At 70.5% G+C, this 16988-nt stretch carries 15 protein-coding genes and 2 pseudogenes; 9 read left to right on the top strand and 8 right to left on the bottom strand.

Annotation, left to right across the window (positions count from 1 at the left end; genetic code table 11):
- Nucleotides 1–141: 141 nt before the first annotated feature.
- Nucleotides 142–634: pseudogene (locus tag LRD69_RS13785) on the bottom strand (amino acid transporter).
- A gap of 156 nt (nucleotides 635–790) precedes the next feature.
- Nucleotides 791–1471 carry a phosphotransferase gene (locus tag LRD69_RS13780; RefSeq protein ID WP_277326867.1) on the bottom strand — a complete coding sequence of 227 codons (681 nt, stop codon included), beginning with the start codon at nucleotides 1469–1471 and terminating at the stop codon, nucleotides 791–793.
- 196 nt (nucleotides 1472–1667) lie between these two features.
- On the opposite strand from LRD69_RS13780, the gene LRD69_RS13775 reads away from it, so the two are divergent.
- Nucleotides 1668–1973 carry a hypothetical protein gene (locus tag LRD69_RS13775; protein WP_277326866.1) on the top strand — a complete coding sequence of 102 codons (306 nt, stop codon included), beginning with the start codon at nucleotides 1668–1670 and terminating at the stop codon, nucleotides 1971–1973.
- A 6-nt stretch (nucleotides 1974–1979) separates the two neighbouring features.
- Here LRD69_RS13775 and LRD69_RS13770 read toward each other — a convergent pair whose 3' ends face one another.
- Nucleotides 1980–3674 carry a bifunctional 3'-5' exonuclease/DNA polymerase gene (locus tag LRD69_RS13770; RefSeq protein WP_277326865.1) on the bottom strand — a complete coding sequence of 565 codons (1695 nt, stop codon included), beginning with the start codon at nucleotides 3672–3674 and terminating at the stop codon, nucleotides 1980–1982.
- A 198-nt stretch (nucleotides 3675–3872) separates the two neighbouring features.
- Here LRD69_RS13770 and LRD69_RS13765 point away from each other — a divergent pair, with 198 nt between their 5' ends.
- Together LRD69_RS13765 and LRD69_RS13760 are read left to right on the top strand one after the other, a co-directional pair.
- Nucleotides 3873–5036 carry a DUF2786 domain-containing protein gene (locus LRD69_RS13765; RefSeq protein ID WP_277326864.1) on the top strand — a complete coding sequence of 388 codons (1164 nt, stop codon included), beginning with the start codon at nucleotides 3873–3875 and terminating at the stop codon, nucleotides 5034–5036.
- 74 nt (nucleotides 5037–5110) lie between these two features.
- The gene (locus tag LRD69_RS13760; RefSeq protein WP_277326863.1) at nucleotides 5111–7240 is read left to right on the top strand and encodes an FUSC family protein; all 2130 of its coding nucleotides are present in this window, start codon (nucleotides 5111–5113) and stop codon (nucleotides 7238–7240) included.
- Between the two features lie 8 nt (nucleotides 7241–7248).
- Here the strand turns inward: LRD69_RS13760 and LRD69_RS13755 are convergent, their stop codons facing one another.
- Nucleotides 7249–7743 (bottom strand): hypothetical protein, encoded by a 495-nt coding sequence (locus LRD69_RS13755; RefSeq protein ID WP_277326862.1) that lies wholly within the window; start codon nucleotides 7741–7743, stop codon nucleotides 7249–7251.
- A 294-nt stretch (nucleotides 7744–8037) separates the two neighbouring features.
- Between LRD69_RS13755 and LRD69_RS13750 the strand changes: the two genes are divergently transcribed.
- Nucleotides 8038–8280 (top strand): DUF397 domain-containing protein, encoded by a 243-nt coding sequence (locus LRD69_RS13750; RefSeq protein ID WP_037690973.1) that lies wholly within the window; start codon nucleotides 8038–8040, stop codon nucleotides 8278–8280.
- 89 nt (nucleotides 8281–8369) lie between these two features.
- Here the strand turns inward: LRD69_RS13750 and LRD69_RS13745 are convergent, their stop codons facing one another.
- On the bottom strand, nucleotides 8370–8873 hold the full coding sequence (locus LRD69_RS13745; RefSeq protein ID WP_277326861.1) for an ATP-binding protein: 504 nt from the start codon (nucleotides 8871–8873) through the stop codon (nucleotides 8370–8372).
- 327 nt (nucleotides 8874–9200) lie between these two features.
- Between LRD69_RS13745 and LRD69_RS13740 the strand changes: the two genes are divergently transcribed.
- The 4 genes from LRD69_RS13740 (at nucleotide 9201) to LRD69_RS13725 (ending at nucleotide 12908) form a co-directional block, all read left to right on the top strand.
- A complete protein-coding gene (locus LRD69_RS13740; protein WP_277326860.1) occupies nucleotides 9201–10082 on the top strand; it encodes a helix-turn-helix transcriptional regulator in 882 nt (293 codons plus the stop codon).
- A 54-nt stretch (nucleotides 10083–10136) separates the two neighbouring features.
- The gene (locus tag LRD69_RS13735) at nucleotides 10137–11594 is read left to right on the top strand and encodes an aldehyde dehydrogenase family protein (protein ID WP_277326859.1); all 1458 of its coding nucleotides are present in this window, start codon (nucleotides 10137–10139) and stop codon (nucleotides 11592–11594) included.
- Between the two features lie 103 nt (nucleotides 11595–11697).
- Nucleotides 11698–12249, top strand: coding sequence for a DinB family protein (locus LRD69_RS13730; protein ID WP_277326858.1), 552 nt, complete (start codon nucleotides 11698–11700; stop codon nucleotides 12247–12249).
- A gap of 17 nt (nucleotides 12250–12266) precedes the next feature.
- Nucleotides 12267–12908, top strand: a complete 642-nt coding sequence (locus LRD69_RS13725) for a PadR family transcriptional regulator (protein ID WP_277326857.1) — start codon at nucleotides 12267–12269, stop codon at nucleotides 12906–12908.
- 24 nt (nucleotides 12909–12932) lie between these two features.
- Here LRD69_RS13725 and LRD69_RS13720 read toward each other — a convergent pair.
- The 3 genes and pseudogenes from LRD69_RS13720 to LRD69_RS13710 form a co-directional block, all read right to left on the bottom strand.
- Nucleotides 12933–14358, bottom strand: a pseudogene (locus LRD69_RS13720) (glutamate decarboxylase).
- A 16-nt stretch (nucleotides 14359–14374) separates the two neighbouring features.
- Complete coding sequence (locus tag LRD69_RS13715) at nucleotides 14375–14638, bottom strand: hypothetical protein (RefSeq protein ID WP_277326856.1); 264 nt, start codon at nucleotides 14636–14638, stop codon at nucleotides 14375–14377.
- Nucleotides 14639–14790: 152 nt separating this feature from the next.
- Nucleotides 14791–16068 carry an ion channel protein gene (locus LRD69_RS13710; RefSeq protein WP_277326855.1) on the bottom strand — a complete coding sequence of 426 codons (1278 nt, stop codon included), beginning with the start codon at nucleotides 16066–16068 and terminating at the stop codon, nucleotides 14791–14793.
- A 152-nt stretch (nucleotides 16069–16220) separates the two neighbouring features.
- On the opposite strand from LRD69_RS13710, the gene LRD69_RS13705 reads away from it, so the two are divergent.
- Nucleotides 16221–16979 carry a MerR family transcriptional regulator gene (locus LRD69_RS13705; RefSeq protein WP_277326854.1) on the top strand — a complete coding sequence of 253 codons (759 nt, stop codon included), beginning with the start codon at nucleotides 16221–16223 and terminating at the stop codon, nucleotides 16977–16979.
- Nucleotides 16980–16988 lie beyond the last annotated feature (9 nt).

The raw sequence follows: 16988 nt of genomic DNA, 5'->3' as shown, positions 1-16988 counted from the left end.
CCACCGGGGTCACGTTTGCGGGAGCGGTGTACCGGCGCCGGTCGGTGATCCACCGTGAAGCTACGCGGCGCGGTGGACGCGGGGGAGGATTCGGCGGTTCATGGCTCGATCGGGTGGATCGGGTCGTGCTGACGTCAGCGGTCAGAAGTGCGTGGCGATGCCGAATTTCTGACGGAGCCGGGCCATGTCGTGACGGTCGTGATCGGCTGGTTCGTAGCCTTGGTGGAAGTGGACCTGCTGCTCGGCCGAGATACAGGGAACGGTTGTGTCGTCGATCCTGCCGGTGACGAAGCACCGGGCGGGATAGACGAACGGCCGCCCGGGGTCCGGTGAGGCCTGGGCGGCGGAGCCGTCCGGGGCGAAGACCAGGGGATGGAGATCCACTTCCTGGCCTGCCGGATGGGTGACCACGAACCGCACCGGACGCAGGTCGAGGGTCTCGACGAAGCCGGCTCCGGCGAGGGCCACGACGACCAGCGGCTCCTGATCGAGCCGGTGCATGAGATTCCAGATCGCGATGCAGGCGGGTCTGTACGCCCACAAGCGCATCGATGCCCCAGCCGCCGCCGACCCAGACGTCGGTGCCGGCGTCACGCAGCCCCGCAAGGACGGACAACACGTCGTGGGCGGCCATCATGTGGCGGACCCTAGTGGTGATGTCCCGTGCAGGCGACTGAATTGACCGCTGACGAGCGGAAGGGGACGTCCCCGGTCCGCGGAGGCCCGGTACGGGGCGTACGGCACATCGACATCGGTGTGGCCCGTCGCCGATCCGCCTGCGGGCCGGACCTCACCCGGAGAGTTCCCCGATCAGGGCGGCGGCCTCGTCGATGAGGGCCACCTCGTGCGGGCTCAGGTTCGAGTCCGCCCTCCGGCGGTGCCTGGCCCGGTCGAGGTGAGGGGCGGGGATGCCGCCCTGGGCGTCGAGACGCGGGAGCAGGGCGGCGAGCAGCGAGCGGGCGCCCGTTGCCGCCGGGGATGCGGGGTCCACCGCCACCTGGGCCAGGATCAGTGACGACATGGCGCGGTCCAGGGCGGGCGGCCCCTCCGCTGCTGTGCGCCAGTCGATCACCACCGGGCCGTCGGGCGTCAGCATCACGTTGTCCGGGTGCAGATCAAGGTGGAGGATCCGGTCCTCCGGGTCCAGCGAGAGCCTGGCCGGGATCGTGTGCAGATCGGTGAGGAGGCTTGCGAGTATCGCGGCACCTTCGTCCTCGGACAGAGCGCCGGAGCGCAGCGACTGCAGCATCGTGGGGCCGGCCAGGCGTTGCAGCACCATGTCGGAGGGGGTGGCGGCGGCCGGGCTCGGGCCGAGGCGGGGGACCGGGTAGCCGCACGCCGAGAGGTAGGACAGCACGGCGAGTTCCGGTGTGGCGTCGCTGCTGTCGCGGTACCGGCGCAGGACCCATGCCTCGTCGATCGCGTAGACGTCGGCGGATCGTCCCGTACCCAACAGCTGTCCTATTCGCATGAGGGGGAACCTACTGGTGCGGTACTCGGCCGGGGAGATCGCCTGCACTCCGGGACGGCCGTTCTCCTGTGGGGCGGCGGGGGCGGCAGGGGCCGCCCGAGGGGCCGGGGCGGCGGGAGTAGCCTGTAAATGTCGAGAATGCTCCGTATGTCGGTTCCTCGACTTCCTTCTGTGCGTGCGAAGGGGGCCGTCTCTGATGGACACCTTGATCACCGTGGTGGTCGTCCTGGCGATGATCGCGCTGACCGCGTTTGTCATCCATCTGCTCAACGGGCGGCACCGGCATCACCATCTGCGTGCGGTGCATTACGACCACGGACTGGCGGGATTCGGTGGAACCGGGGGGCCGAGCGCCGGCATGGGGCGCGTGGTCCCGCCCGCGCAGACCGTTCAGCCCACGCAGTCGACGCGACCCATGCAGTCCATGCAGCCCATGCAGTCCAGGCGGGGGAGGGGGCCTGGGGTGGCCGAACGGTCCGGTGGGCCCGGCTCCGGTGAGTGATCCCTCCTACTTGGCGTCGGAGTAGCGCTCCACGATCGCCGTCGTGAAAGGGAAGCGCACCGGCGTCTCGCCGAAGGCGGTCCGTCCGGCCCGTTCACCAGCCGCCCGGATCGCCTCCACGACGGCCTCCGCCTCCTCCTGCGGACAGTGCACCATCACCTCGTCGTGCTGGAAGAAGACCAGTTCGGCGCGGAGTCCGGCGGCGGTCAGCGACTGGCGCAGTGCGGCGAGGAACAGCAGCGCCCAGTCCGCGGCGCTGCCCTGCACCACGAAGTTGCGGGTGAAGCGCCCGCGCGCGCGGGCATTCGACGAGGCGTAGCCCGGGGTGAAATCGCCGTCGCCGGACGGCTGCTCGTCGCTCTCCTGCGGGATACCCGCCTCGTCGTCGTCCCCGCTTCCGGCGGCGGGCGGGCTGGTCCTGCCCAGCCATGTCCGTACGAGCCGGCCCTCCTCGCCCGCCTTCGCGGCATCGTCGACATAGGCCACGGCCAGCGGGAAGCGCCGTCGCAGCGCCGCCAGGTTCTTCAGGCCGTCGCCCGATGTCTGGCCGTAGATCGCTCCCAGCAGGGCGACCTTGGCGTGGTCGCGGTCGCCCTGGAACGCGCGGTCCGACAGCGCCGTGTAGAGGTCGCCGTCGTGGCCCGCCACCTCCATCAGGCCGGCGTCGCGGGAGATCGCGGCCAGGACCCTCGGCTCCATCTGATCGGCGTCCGCGACGACCAGCCGCCAGCCGTCGTCGGCGACAACCGCCTGCCGTATCACCTTGGGAATCTGCAGCGCCCCGCCGCCATTGGTCGTCCAGCGGCCGCTGACCGTGCCGCCCGGCTGGTACTCGGGGCGGAACCGGCCGTCGCGCACCCAGTCCTGGAGCCAGCTCCAGCCGTGCGCCGTCCAGATCCGGTACAGCTTCTTGTACTGGATCAGCGGCTGCACCGCGGGATGGTCCAGCTCCTCCAGCTCCCAGCGGCGGGTCGACTTCACCTTGATGCCGGCCTGCGCGAATGCCTTCACCACGTCCGCGGGAAGGTCCGGGCGGACGCGGCGGCCGAACGCCGCGGACACCTCGTCCGCGAGCTCGGCCAGCCTGCGGGGCTCACCGCCGCCCGCGTAGCGCTCGCCCAGCAGCTCGTGCAGGACGTCTCGGTGCACATCGGCACGCCAGGGCATGCCCGACCGGTTCATCTCCGCGGCGATCAGCATGCCGGCCGACTCGGCGGCCGTCAGGAGGCGCATTCTGCCGGGGTGGGCGGTGGCGTCGTGGCGGCGCAGCTGTTCCGCGTACACCTGGAGGAGCGCCTCGAACGGGATGTCCGTGCCGGACGGCGGCTCGAAGAGGGAGGACTGCGAGCCGGGCTCCGCGGCGCGGGACGGGGGGTCCGGGGGGACGGGGGCGTTGTGGAGGCGGGCGTAGGCGGCCGCGGCGGAGCGGGGCTCGCCGAGCCGGCCCTCGTGGGCGAGGAGGAGTGATTCGGCCGCCTCGATGTCGTAGCAGCGGCTGACGCGGACGCCCGCTGCGAGCAGGCGGGGGTAGATCTCGGCGGTCGACCGCCACACCCAGCGGGTGACGTGCGGGCGGGAACGGACGGCCTCCACCAGGTCGGGTTCGGTGAGGGCCGGGGCGGTGGGCGTGCCGATGGGGGTCAGCGGGGCGAGGTGGGCTCCGCCGGCCCCTGTGGCGGTCAGAGCCCAGCGCTCGGTCATGTGTGTGAGTTTGGCAGGTGGGACTGACAGTGGGCGCGCTGCGCGCGGGGCGGGCGGTGGGGTGGAGGTGGGGGTGGACCGGGCACCGACGCCCGTTGGATATCCACAGGGTGTGGATGAACATTGTGCAAGGCCGCCGGTATCGCGAACGGGGAGGGCCAGGCCTTCCCGCCGTCCCGTCCTGCCTACCCTGACCTCATGGAATCGGTGATCGACCAGGCATTCGCGGCAGCCCTCTACTCGGATGGCGACGCCGGGCTCGACACCGGTGCTTCCCGTCTCGCCGCCGACCCGTCGGCCGACGCGGAACTGTTCCGGCGCGGCGAGGAGTTCGTCCGCCGGGCCTGGGAACGCGGCTGGCAGCCCGCCGATGTCGTACGGATCGTCCGCCGCGAACTCGACGAGACCGCGGCCGGCCTGGCCGCCGATCTGATCGCCACGGAGACCGGGCGGTACGAGCAGCTGCCGTACCGCTGGCGGTCCCAGCTTGCCGAGCTTCCCGCGCCGCCGCCCCGGAACCGGCCCGACCGGTTCTCGTACGCCTCCGCTCTGCTCGGTCTCTACAGGCTGCTGCTCCGGCTTCCCGCGATCGAGCCTGTCGGTCCGCCGCCCGGCACCCCCGGCCACCGGCTGCACCTGCCGCCCGCGCACGACGAACCCCGCATGCTGACCCGGATCCGCGCGCTGCTCGCGAAGGCGGAGGCGACCGGTTTCCCGGAGGAGGCGGAGGCCCTCACCACCAAGGCGCAGGAACTGATGGCCCGGCACTCCATCGACGAGGCCCTCCTCGCCGCCCGTACGCACAGCAAGGAGGCGCCGGGCGCCTGCCGGATCGGGGTCGATGCCCCGTACGAGACGGCGAAGGCGATCCTGCTCGACGCCGTCGCCTCGGCGAACCGCTGCCGTGCCGTGTGGAACAGCGATTTCGGCTTCTCGACGGTCGTCGGCTTCGAGCCGGACCTGGAGGCCGTGGAACTGCTCCACACCTCCCTGCTGGTCCAGGGCACGGCGGCGATGACAAAGGCCGAGGCGGGCCAGCGGGCCGGTGGCCGCAAGCGGACCAAGACGTTCCGTCAGTCCTTCCTGATGGCGTACGTCCAGCGGCTGGGTGCCCGCCTCGCGGCCGACACCGCCCGGGTGACGGCGGCCTCGGTCGCGGAGGGGGCGGCGGCCGAAGGGGATCTGCTCCCGGTCCTGGCGGCGCGGGACGTGGCGGTCACGGACGCCGCGGACCGGATGTTCCCGGAGACGACGAGCACCCGGGTGCGCGGAGCGACGGACGGCGAGGGCTGGGCGCACGGCACGGCCGCCGCCGATCGCGCCCGGATGGGCGAGCGAAGGCCCGGCATCGACCGCTCCTGACAGTTCGATATCGACCGTCTTGGTAGCAATGCCGGACAGATCCGGATTACGGGCATTCCCGCTAGGCTCTGGGCATGAGCTGGCTCCGGGCGCTGAAGGAGACCGCCCGCTCGGGGCTGAAGATCGAGCGGCGGCGCCTCGAACCGCTCATCGCGATGCGTGGTGCGGCCGGGCTCGCCCTGGTCATCGGGGTCGGCCTCGCCGCGTTCGGGCCGCTGGTCGCCGCCAGCTCCGCCTTCGGCGCCTTCCAGGCGGCCATCGCCACGTTCCAGCGCAGCTGGCGCCCCAGGCCCGTTCTCGCCCTGGTCTCCGGCGCGAGTCTCGCCGTATCGACGTTCCTCGGCTACGTCACCGGTCCCCACCTCCTGCTGTTCATCGCCCTGCTGGTGCTCTGGACATTCGCGGCCGGACTTGCCTGGGCGGCGGGGCCGACGGGCGGCATCATCGCGTCGTCCAACGTCGCGATCATGCTGGTCACGATCACCCTCCCCACCTCGGTCGCGGAGGCGGCCGTGCACGGCGCGATGATCGCGTTCGGCGGGGTGGTCCAGGCCGCGCTGATCGTCCTCTTCCCGGTACGCAGGTGGGGTGCCCAGCGCGACGCCCTCGCCGACGCGCTGGCGGCCGAGGCCGACTACGCCCGCAGGCTGTGCCACGACCCGGCCGCGGAGTTCGATCCGGTCCCGCTGATGACGGCACGCAGCGCCGCCGCCATCACCCCGCACCAGGCCCGCCACCGCCCGGCCGAACTGCGTGGCTCCCGCGGCGTCGCGGAACGGATCAGGCCGGTGCTCGCCTCCCTCGCCGACCCGGCGATGGGTGTCCCGGACGAGGGCCCCGAACGCGACAGGGTCCGCGAACTCCTGGCCGCCGCAGGATCCGTACTGGACGCGGCGGCCCGCGCGATCCGCCACGGCGATCCGGTCCGCCTCGCCGCACCCGCCGTCGCCACCCTGAAGACCCCCGACACGGCCGTGCTCCTCACCGGCCCCGCCCGCCGGGCCGCCGCCCGCCTCGGCGCGCTGCTCGCCGACGTCATCGAGACGGCCGAGGGCGAGGGCACGAAGGAGGAGCAGGCCGAGGCCACGGAAACCGCCGACGCCCTTGCCCCGCACCGCCGCCGCCCCACCCTCCTGCGGCTGGTCCCCGTCGTCCTGGGAGCGATGCGGGCCGAGCTGCGCTCCGGTTCACCGATCCTGCGGCACGCCGTCCGGGTCTCCGTCGTCGTCGGCGTCGGCTATCTCATCGGCACCGCGCTGCCGTTCGGCCACGGCTACTGGGCGCCGATGGCCGCCGTCATGGCGATGCGTCCCGAGTTCTCCCAGACGTACGCACGTTCCGTGGCCCGGTTCGGCGGCACGATCGTCGGGGTCGCCCTCGCCACCGCCGTCGTCCAGGCCGCCCACCCCGGAGTGCGTCTCTCCGCCGTCCTCGCCGTGCTGTGCGCCCTGCTGATGTACCTGCTGATGCGCACCGGTTACGCGGTCGCCCAGGCCTGCGTCTCCGCTTACGTCGTTTTCCTGCTCGGCATGGCGGGCGGCGACTGGTCGCAGACCGTACTCGAGCGGGTCGTCCTCACCCTTGCGGGCGGCCTGCTCGCGATGGTCTCGTACGCCGTCTACCCGGCCTGGGAGACGCCACGGCTCCGTCACCGGCTCGGCGACTGGCTGGCCTCGGACGGGCGCTACGCCGCCGCCGTCGTCGACCAGTACGCCGCCCCGGCGGAAGCGGGCCGGGAGGACGTCCGGGCCGCGCTCCTCGCCACCCGCCAGGCCCGCGTGGCCTATCAGGAGGCGGTGGCGACCGCCCAGCACGAACCGGTGCGCAGCCGCGGCCTCTCCCGCACCGCCGCCGACGACGCCCAGCACGCCCTCGCCCAGTTCGGCCGCGCCGCGATGCTGCTGGAGGCCCACCTTCCGTCGGTCGGCACCACCCCCGTGCCCGCCGCCGCATTCCTGGCCGACGCGCTGCGCCGCGACACCGAGAAGGGCGCGAAGGACGTGCGGGAGCGGCGCGCACCGCGCTGGGACGCGGTCCGTGCGGCGCTCGCACGATGGGACGAGGAGACCCGTCCGCACGGACAGATGCCGAACCCGGTCGTACGGAACGGGGGCGATCTGCTGCTCGAAACCCTGGAGGAGTTCTCGCGGGGCCTGGACGACGGCTCGGCCGGCCCGGAAGGAGCCGGCCGAGCCGTCCCGTAGCAGGGCACTCAGGGAGTGGGCAGTCCCGGCAGCGCCGTCGGCAGTGCACCCGGTTTGGTCTTGGCCAGGGTGTCCTTTCCGCCGGCGTCCCACGACACGGTGATCGTCTTGCCGTCGTTGGACTCGATGGATCCCATGGTCCGGTCGGTGTTGCCGTCGGTGCACTTCAGCACCAGCATCACCTTGCCCATCTCCTTCACCTCGCCCGAGCAGACGTGTGCGTCTGCGACGAGAGCGGCCTTCCCGGAGGCGACGGACAGGGCGACCGCCTTGCCGTCGGTCAACCCGGCCCAGGTGCCCTCCAGTGCCGATGCGTCGCCGGTGGAGCCGCTGTCCCCGGAGTCGCCGCCGCCGGAGCCGCTGCCGCCGGTGGCCGAGGCCTGCCCGCCGGTGCTGCCCTTGCCCGAATCGCTCTTCCCGCCGTCACTGCCACAACCGGTGAGTGCGACAGCGGCGACCAGACCCGCTGTGACGACGGCTGCGGTGCGTACGAGTTCGTGCACGTGAAATTCCCCCTTGTCGACGAAAGACCGCGCAAAACTACCAGGGTGCGCGGATCGGCTCGCGCGGGAACGGCGGGGTGGAACCGCGGCAACTCCCGGGAACGGGAGCCAAATAGACGCTCCGTTCGTCTATCTCTTGGGCGGCGGGCGGCGGGCGGCGGGCGGACGGGGACGGTAAAGCTGTAATCAAAGGACCACCGCGCGTGCACGTGCATCTGCTCATGCATGCGCATATGAACAGAGCTATGATCCGAGACAGTTGACACTTGCACCTTGCAACTCGGGGAGCGTCCTGTGCACCACGTGTACAACGGCATGGCGGCCACAGAGCTTCGCGGAGTCGTCTGGCAGAAGAGCAGGCACAGCAACTCCCAGGGATCTTGTGTGGAGTTCGCCAAACTGCCCGACGGTGATGTGGCGATGCGGAATTCACGCCACCCCGACGGGCCGGCCCTGGTCTATACGCCGGCCGAGATAGAGGCGTTGCTGCTCGGTGTGAAGGACGGGGAGTTCGACCACCTGATAGCGGGCGGCTGACACACGCGCGCCCGTGAACGGTCGCGCGGCGCGTGGGCTCCCGCGACCGGCTCTTAGGCCTGTGTGTACGGGGCGCGGGCCCCGTACGGTCACACGTCGTCGGACAGCCGGAACAGTGCCCAGACGACCTTGCCGCGTGGAGCCGGCGCCTCCTTCGGCAGGTTCTCCGTACCCAGTACAGGGGATGTGTGCCAGCCCCAGGAGTCGCTGAACGACTCCACCAGGAACAGGCCGCGGCCCGACTCCGCCGACTCGGCCGCCTCGGCCGCGACCGGGCTCTCCTGGCTGGGGTCGCGCACCGCGCACACCAGCCGCGAGGTCCAGCGCATGAGGTGCAGCCGCACGGGAGCGTCCTGGGAGTCCCTCGGGGCGTCCGCCGGCAGTGCGTGCCGCAGCGCGTTGGTCACGAGTTCGGAGACGACCAGTGCGACGTCGTCGAAGCGGTCGCTCAGCTCCCACCGGTTCAGTGTCGCCCTGGTGAACTGCCTGGCCCCGCCGACGGCTTCGTAGCGGGCCGGAAGAGTGCAGGTGGCCGACCCGGAGACGGCTGAGGGATCGATGGGGGGAAGCCCCTGCCGTAACGGCTCGAGCATCGTCGATCCATTCGTCCCCATGCGAGGCACTCCCGGGATTCGCGGCTGTAGCAGTACTGCGGTGGTACAGCGGCACAACACGAACGAGCACGCAGGTGCGCGGGGTCCATGGTTCCGAATGCGCTGGGCAGATGCAAGGGCAGATGCACGTGCACGCGCCGGACCTGTCCGATCCCGTGCCGGTTCTTGCTCATTTCTTCCTGCGGGCGGTTTCGCAGCTTTCTGGAAGTCTTCTCATTTCCGTAATCGAATGAGTACGGGCTGAAGCGTTTTGATGGCAGAATCCGGCTCTTGGGGTTCAGGGGGAGCCCCGATGCCCAGGAAGCGATGGGGAGGGTTGGACCGGTGGCGGCAGGCGAGTCGAGTGGATCCGTGGTGCGGCGCATCCTGCTGGGGTCTCAGCTCAGGCGGCTGCGCGACTCGCGCGGCATCACCCGCGAGGCGGCCGGCTACTCCATCCGGGCTTCCGAGTCGAAGATCAGCCGCATGGAGTTGGGACGGGTGAGCTTCAAGGCCAGGGACGTCGAGGACCTGCTCACGCTCTACGGTGTCACGGACGAGGTGGAGCGCGACTCCTTGCTCGGCCTGGCCCGTGAGGCGAACGTGGCGGGTTGGTGGCACAGTTACGGAGACGTGCTGCCCGGCTGGTTCCAGACGTACATCGGTCTGGAGGGAGCTGCCTCGCTCATCCGGATCTACGAAGTCCAGTTCGTCCACGGGTTGTTGCAGACCGAGGCCTACGCCCACGCCGTCGTCTCCCGCGGCATGCGCGGCGCCCCCGCCGCCGAGATCGACCGCCGGGTCGCGCTCCGGCTGGAGCGGCAGAAGGTGCTGGTCTCCGAACGGGCGCCGCGTTTCCATGCCGTACTGGATGAGGCGGCGCTGCGCCGCCCCTACGGTGAACGCGAAGTGATGCGCGCACAATTGCGGCATCTGATCGAAATGTCGGAGCAGCCGAACATCACGCTTCAGGTGATGCCCTTCAGTTTTGGCGGGCACGCGGGCGAGAGCGGTTCCTTTACGATGCTGAGTTTCCCGGAATCCGATCTGTCGGACATCGTCTATCTGGAGCAGCTGACAAGTGCGCTCTATCTGGACAAGCGCGAGGAAGTCGCCCAGTACGAAAAGGCCATGGTGCGGCTCCATCACGACAGTCCGGGTCCCGAGGAGAGCCGCGATCTGCTTCGCGGCCTGCTCCAACTGTCCTGATACATCAGTACGATGACGTCTCAACAGGAGTCTGGATCTGCAGTAAGGGATCGCATGTCCTTCTTCAATGAGCTGGCCAACCAGTACATCGACGGTGAGTGGCGGACCGGTACCGGCTCCTGGGACATCATCGATTTCAATCCGTACAACGGCGAAAAGCTCGCGGCGATCACTGTCGCCACCGCACAGGAGGTCGACGAGGCCTATCGCGCGGCCGAGCGCGCCCAGCGGATCTGGGCCGGCACCAATCCGTACGAACGCCGCCTCGTCCTCGAACGCGCCCTGCGCATCACCGATGAACTCACCGAGGACATCATCGGCGCGATCATCGACGAGCTGGGCGGCACCCGGCTCAAGGCGGAGTACGAGATCCGCTGCGCCAAGGACTTCCTGCGTGAGGCGATCCAGCAGGCGCTGCGCCCCGAGGGCCGGATCCTGCCGTCCCCGGTGGAGGGCAAGGAGAACCGCGTCTACCGGGTGCCCGTCGGCGTCATCGGCGTGATCAGCCCCTTCAACTTCCCCTTCCTGGTGACGATGAAGTCGGTCGCGCCGGCCCTGGCGCTCGGCAATGCGGTCGTCATCAAGCCCAACCAGCACGCCCCCGTCGTCGGCGGCGGACTGATCGCCAGGATCTTCGAGGAGGCCGGGCTGCCCGCAGGGCTGCTCAACGTCCTGGTCACCGACATCGCCGAGATCGGCGACGCGCTCATAGCGCACCCCGTACCCAAGGTGATCTCCTTCGCCGGCTCGGACCGGGTGGGCCGCCATGTCGGCGCGACCGCCGGTGGACTCTTCAAGCGGGCCGTCCTCGAACTCAGCGGCAACAGCGCCCTGGTGGTGCTGGACGACGCGGACATCGACTACGCGGTCGACGCGGCGGTGTTCAGCCGCTTCGTCTACCAGGGGCAGGTCTGCATGGCAGCCAACCGCATCCTGGTGGACCGCTCCATCGCGCCGGAGTTCACCGAGAAGTTCACCGCGAAGGTGGCCGCGCTCAGGACCGGCGACCCGCGGGACCCGGAGACCCAGATCGGCCCCGTCATCAACACCTTCCAGGCCGATGCGCTGACCGCCCTGGTCGAGCAGGCGGTCGCGGAGGGCGCCACGGCGCTCGTGCGCGGCCGCACCCGCGGCAATCTCGTCGAGCCGACCGTGCTCGCCGGGCTGCCGGAGGACTCCCCGCTGCTGGCCCAGGAGATCTTCGGCCCGGTGGCCCTGCTGCTGACCTTCGACGGCGAGGAGGACGCGGTGCGGATCGCCAACGACTCCCCGTACGGGCTGAGCGGCGCCGTGCACACGGCCGACGCCGAACGCGGGGTGCGGTTCGCGCAGCGCATCGTCACGGGGATGTTCCACGTCAACGACTCCACCATCCAGGACGATCCGCTGGTGGCCTTCGGCGGCGAGAAGTTCTCCGGATCCGGGCGGCTGAACGGCGACGCCACGGTGGAGGCGTTCACCACCCAGAAGTGGATCTCGATCCAGCACGGCCGGACCGACTTCTCGCTCTGATGCCCGCCTGTTGAGGACCGAAGTTGTCCGCAAGGGTCCGTAGCGTGGTCGTTGTCAGGAAGACACCGGGCGCAGGCCCGCACGGCACCGAAGGGCGGACATCATGGTCACTCACGTTCCGGCAGAGGCTCACGGCGACGAGCGCGGCGCGCTTCTCTCGTTCGTCGAGGCACAGCGCGGCGCGATCCGGCGCTCGCTGATCGGGCTGACCGAGGAGCAGGCGGCGAGCCGGCCGAGCGCCAGCGAGCTCTCTCTTTCCGGGCTGCTCAAGCATGTCGCGGAGACCGAACTGAACTGGCTGCGCCTCGCCCAGCAGCTTCCCAACGAGCAGGCCCGCACCGAGGCGACCTGGGCGGACAGCTTCCGGCTCGTCGGGGACGAGAACGTCCCGCAGATGCTGGAGTTCTGGGCGAAGGTCGCTGCGGAGACCGAGGACTTCATCCACGCGGTGGACAGCATGAACGACACGTTCCCGCTGCCCGAGGCGCCCTGGTTCCCGAAGGACGCGGAGTGCTCGATGCGCTGGCTGCTGGTCCATCTCGTCGAGGAGATCGCCCGGCACGCCGGGCATGCGGACATCATCCGGGAGTCGCTGGACGGCCGTACCGCGTTCGAGCTGATCGCGCAGGAGGCGGACTACCCTAGTCAAAGTTGAATAGGAAGGGTGAGTGGATGTCCGCGATCCGGCTGCTGGTCCTCGGCGCCGTGCGACAGCACGGCCGGGCGCACGGCTATCAGGTCCGCAACGACCTGGAGTACTGGGGCGCCCACGAGTGGTCCAACGCCAAGCCGGGCTCGGTCTACCACGCCCTGAAACAGATGGCGAAGCAAGGGCTGCTGGTCGCCCATGAGATCGCTCCGAGTACCGCAGGGGGGCCGCCCCGCACCGAGTACGAGATCACGGGGCGGGGCACCGAGGAGTACTTCGCGCTGCTGCGCGCGGCGCTGACCTCGTACGACCAGAAGATGGACGTGCTGTCGGCGGGCATCGGCTTCATCGTCGACCTGGAGAGGTCCGAGGCGGTCGCGCTGCTGAAGGAGCGGGTGGCGGGGCTGGCGGCCTGGCGAGCCTCGGTCACCGAGTACTACACGCCGGAGGAAGGGCCCGAGTCGCTGGGCCACATCGGCGAGATCATGAACATGTGGGTCCATTCGGCGGACGCGGGGGCCGCGTGGACGCGGGGGCTGATCGCGCGGATCGAGGGCGGTGCGTACACCTTCGCGGGCGAGGGCGATCCGTTCGTCGGCGTACTCGCCGAGGGCGAGGAGAACCCCTACGCGACCGGCTCCCCCGCTCCACGGCAGGGGCGGTAGGGCGTCGCGGGAGCCGCCACCCGCTCAGTGGTGGAAGGCCGTCGCGACCTCCCTGTCATGACTCAACGGATGCCGTTGGCCGCGCAGTTCGGGCAGCAGCTGCCGCAGGTCCTCCAGGAGCAGTTCCGCGAGGTCCGAGGAGAAGCCGTTGCGGCACACCACCCGGAGCACCGACAGATCCTGACGGTTGGGGGGGGAAGGTGTACGCGGGGACCAGCCAGCCGTGCTCGCGCAGCCGCCGCGACACGTCGAAGACGTCGAACGCCCGCACGTCCGGGGCGGTCGTCAGGGCGAAGACGGGCAACTCGTCGCCCCGGGTGAGGAGATGGAAGTCGTCCAGCTTCTCGAACTGGGCGGCCAGGCTGCTCGCCACATCGCGGGCGGCCTGCTGAACGGCCCGGTAGCCCTCCCGGCCCAGCCGCAGGAAGGTGTAGTACTGCGCCGCGACCTGAGCGCCGGGCCGGGAGAAGTTCAGCGCGAAGGTCGGCATGTCGCCGCCCAGGTAGTTGACGCGGAAGACGAGCTCCTCGGGGAGCTCGGCGGGCGAACGCCACAGCGCCCAGCCGACGCCCGGGTAGACCAGGCCGTACTTGTGCCCGGAGGTGTTGATCGACGACACCCGGGGAAGCCGGAAGTCCCAGACCAGGTCCTCGTCCAGGAACGGCGCCACCATCCCGCCGGACGCGCCGTCGACATGGACGGGGATGTCGAGGCCGGTGCGCTCCTGCAGGTCGTCGAGGGCCGCGCAGAGTTCGGCGATGGGCTCGTACGAACCGTCGAAGGTGGAGCCGAGGACTCCGACGACGCCGATGGTGTTCTCGTCGCAGAGCTCGGCGGCGGCCTGCGGGTCGAGATGGAAGCGGCCACCCTCCATCGGGACCTGGCGGGCCTCCACCTCCCAGAAATTGCAGAACTTGTCCCAGCAGACCTGCACATTGATGCCCATGACCAGATTGGGCCGCGCGGTCGCCGGGTACCGGTCGGCGTTCCTGGCCGCCCAGCGGCGTTTGAACGCCAGTCCGGCGAGCATGCAGGCCTCACTGGAGCCGGTGGTCGAACAGCCCACCGCCGTCGCGGGGTCGGGGGCGTTCCACAGGTCGGCGAGCATGGCCACGCAGCGCCGTTCCAGTTCGGCGGTGCGCGGGTACTCGTCCTTGTCGATCATGTTCTTGTCCCGGCACTCGCCCATCAGCACCCCGGCCTCGGGCTCCATCCAGGTGGTGACGAAGGTGGCGAGATTGAGCCGGGAGTTGCCGTCGAGCATCAGCTCGTCACGGACCAGGCCGTACGCGGTCGAGGGCGGCAGCGGGCCGTCGGGCAGCCGGTGGCGCGGCGGCGCGGACGTCATGCCGGCTGTCGGATCCGCCTCCCCGAAGAACGGGTTGAAGGCGCGCCTGCGTCGCTCCTCGGACGGTTCCTTGGTGTGGTTCGAACCTTTGTGGAGAGGCATCGGCGGACAGCCCTTCTCAGTTCTCGGCGGTGAGGCCGGTCTTGGTCGCCCGGGTGGACTTCACGACCCGCTCGGCCTGTACCCGGGCGGCTGTCGCCTTCGTGCGCACGGCCCGGGCCGCGGCGGAGCCGATGATCGCCTGCGGCATGTGTCCGGCCGCCGTGCGCAGCCGTACCTTTGCACCTGCCTTCTCGGTGTGCTCGGCGATGACTTCGGCCGTGGTGGCAACGGTGCCGGCGGGGGAGCAGTGAAGGACGGCGACGTCGACAGACGTGGGCATTGCGGGAAACCTCCGACGGACAGATCGGGATGTGACTATTCGAATGCGACGATACGGACAAGTGGCGCAACCGGCGCGTCGGACGGGGCGGTTGCGGGACCCCGGCAGGTCACCCCGGCAGATCGTCCCGACAGATCCTGACGGGCTCCGGTTCACCGCAGTGGTGTGCCGTCCTCGTGGAGCTGCATCTGCGGCCTCCCGGTCACCAGCAGCCAGCCCGGCAGCGAGGCGACGCACAGCATCGGCAGTACGGTCGCGTCGCTGCTCAGCACCGCTGCCGTGAACAGGCTCAGCCAGCCTTGCCGGGTGATGGCCAGCAGTACCCCCAGCACCCCGCACGGGACCGCAAGCGCCAGAGGTACCGCGCCGACCAGGGCATGGGCGCACATTCCGAGCGCGACCCCGGCGAACACGGCTGGGAAGATCCGGCCGCCCCGGAAGCCGCAGGTGGCGGCGATCACCAGAGCGGCCGTCTTCACCACCGCCATGACCGCGAACTGCCCGGCCGACCAGCCGCTCGGATCGGCGCTGAGCCGCTTCACCTCGTCCAGTCCCTTGAAGAGGGTGAGATGCCCGCCGAGCGCGCCGAGCAGGCCGAGCAGCAGGCCGCCGCAGGCCGGCATCAGAACGGGGTGGCGAAGCGTGCGGAAGGCGCGGTGTGTCCACGGGAACGCGTACACCGCCGCGAGTCCCAGCAACGCCGCCGCGGATGTGATCACGACCGCGGAGAGCAGATCGCCCCAGTGCGGGCCGAGGTAGGGCGGAAGTGACAGGTCGAAGCTGGGGTGGGCCAGCAGTGTCATGGTGAGAGCCCCCGCGGCGCCCGCCGCGAGCGGGCCGAAGAGCCGGTCCCAGAGGGCGCCCGGCTCGCCCTCGCCGGTCGCGATCGACTCGGAGAGGATCAGGGCCGCGGCGACGGGGGTGCCGAACAGCGCGCCGATGGTGCCGGCCGAGGCGAGGGCGATCCAGAGGGCGGCCGGAGTCCGCGGGGCGGCCCGGCGGCCCAGCCAGAAGGCGAGCGCGATATTGGCGGCGGTGATCGGGTTCTCGGGCCCCAGGCTGACCCCGCCCGCCAGTGCCAGGACGGTCACGGCCAGTAGTCCGGGGATGATGTCCGGCGGCAGGGGCGCGTCGACCAGTCCTGTGGTGGCCGGATCGGGCCCGGCGTGACCGTGCACCGTGCGGACGACCAGGCCGACGGCGAGACCGGTCGCGGTCAGCACGATGATCATCCACAGCGAGGAGTACCTGCCGAGGGAGAGCGCGTCGGGAAGCGTCTTCCAGAGCACGTCCTGCAGCCTTTCCGCGAGCAGGCTGACGCAGAGCAGGACGAGTGCCGAGGCCACTCCGACGGTCAGGGCGGGCACGATGAGAAACGGCAGCCGGCGCGCGGGCGCGGGGTCGACGAGCGCGGGCGAGTCGGAGGCCATCGGCCCACGATAGCCAGACAAAAGCGGCATAACACCCTTATTGCTCGCGGGCGTGAGGCAATTCGGGCTTGCACCTCACGTCACGTCAGGGCTCAGGCTCGGACACGTACCGACGCACCGACGCGCGAAGAGAGGGAAGGGAGCGGGTGACCGTGGATCACGCCGTGGGACAGGTCGCCGGCTTCGCCGGCGTCACGGTGCGCACCCTGCACCACTACGACGCCATCGGTCTGCTCTCGCCCAGCGGGCGCAGCCACGCGGGCCACCGCCGCTACGACGACGGCGACCTCGACCGGCTGCAGCAGATCCTGTTCTACCGGGAGCTCGGCTTCCCGCTCGAAGAGATCGCGGTGCTGCTCGACGACCCGGACGCGGATCCGCAGGACCACCTGCGCCGCCAGCACGCCTTGCTGTCCGGCCGGATCGCCGAGCTCCAGAAGATGGCCACCGCCGTCGAAACAGCCATGGAGGCACGGAAGATGGGCATCAATCTCACGCCCGAGGAGAAATTCGAGGTCTTCGGGGCCAAGGACCCGGAGGAGCACGCGGAGGAGGCCGAGCGCCGCTGGGGCGGGACGGCCACGTACGCCGAGTCGCAGCGCCGGGTGGCCCGCTACACCAAGGACGACTGGAAGCGGATGCAGGCCGAGGTCGCCGAGTGGAGCGAGGCGTACACCGCGGTGATGGAAGCGGGCGAACCGGCCACCGGCGAGGCTGCGACGGAGCTGGCCGAGGCGCACCGGCTCCACATCACCAAGTGGTTCTACGACTGCACCTACGAGATGCACCGCGGGCTCGGCGAGATGTATGTGAGCGACCCGCAGTTCCACGCGTACTACGCCTCGATCAGGCCCGGCCTGGCCGAGCATCTGCGGGACGCGATCAACGCCAACGCCGAGCGCAGGGCGTAACCGGCCGTA

It is taken from the genome of Streptomyces sp. JH14 (assembly GCF_029428675.1).
GTDB lineage: Bacteria > Actinomycetota > Actinomycetes > Streptomycetales > Streptomycetaceae > Streptomyces.
This window is presented reverse-complemented; position numbering and strand designations above follow the sequence as displayed.

Bases quoted from the DNA above. Each gene is read 5' to 3' on its own strand.
- LRD69_RS13780 (WP_277326867.1), bottom strand. From the start codon at position 1,471: ATGCGAATAGGACAGCTGTTGGGTACGGGACGATCCGCCGACGTCTAC.
- LRD69_RS13775 (WP_277326866.1), top strand. From the start codon at position 1,668: ATGGACACCTTGATCACCGTGGTGGTCGTCCTGGCGATGATCGCGCTG.
- LRD69_RS13770 (WP_277326865.1), bottom strand. From the start codon at position 3,674: ATGACCGAGCGCTGGGCTCTGACCGCCACAGGGGCCGGCGGAGCCCAC.
- LRD69_RS13765 (WP_277326864.1), top strand. From the start codon at position 3,873: ATGGAATCGGTGATCGACCAGGCATTCGCGGCAGCCCTCTACTCGGAT.
- LRD69_RS13760 (WP_277326863.1), top strand. From the start codon at position 5,111: ATGAGCTGGCTCCGGGCGCTGAAGGAGACCGCCCGCTCGGGGCTGAAG.
- LRD69_RS13745 (WP_277326861.1), bottom strand. From the start codon at position 8,873: ATGCTCGAGCCGTTACGGCAGGGGCTTCCCCCCATCGATCCCTCAGCC.
- LRD69_RS13740 (WP_277326860.1), top strand. From the start codon at position 9,201: ATGGGGAGGGTTGGACCGGTGGCGGCAGGCGAGTCGAGTGGATCCGTG.
- LRD69_RS13735 (WP_277326859.1), top strand. From the start codon at position 10,137: ATGTCCTTCTTCAATGAGCTGGCCAACCAGTACATCGACGGTGAGTGG.
- LRD69_RS13730 (WP_277326858.1), top strand. From the start codon at position 11,698: ATGGTCACTCACGTTCCGGCAGAGGCTCACGGCGACGAGCGCGGCGCG.
- LRD69_RS13725 (WP_277326857.1), top strand. From the start codon at position 12,267: ATGTCCGCGATCCGGCTGCTGGTCCTCGGCGCCGTGCGACAGCACGGC.
- LRD69_RS13715 (WP_277326856.1), bottom strand. From the start codon at position 14,638: ATGCCCACGTCTGTCGACGTCGCCGTCCTTCACTGCTCCCCCGCCGGC.
- LRD69_RS13710 (WP_277326855.1), bottom strand. From the start codon at position 16,068: ATGGCCTCCGACTCGCCCGCGCTCGTCGACCCCGCGCCCGCGCGCCGG.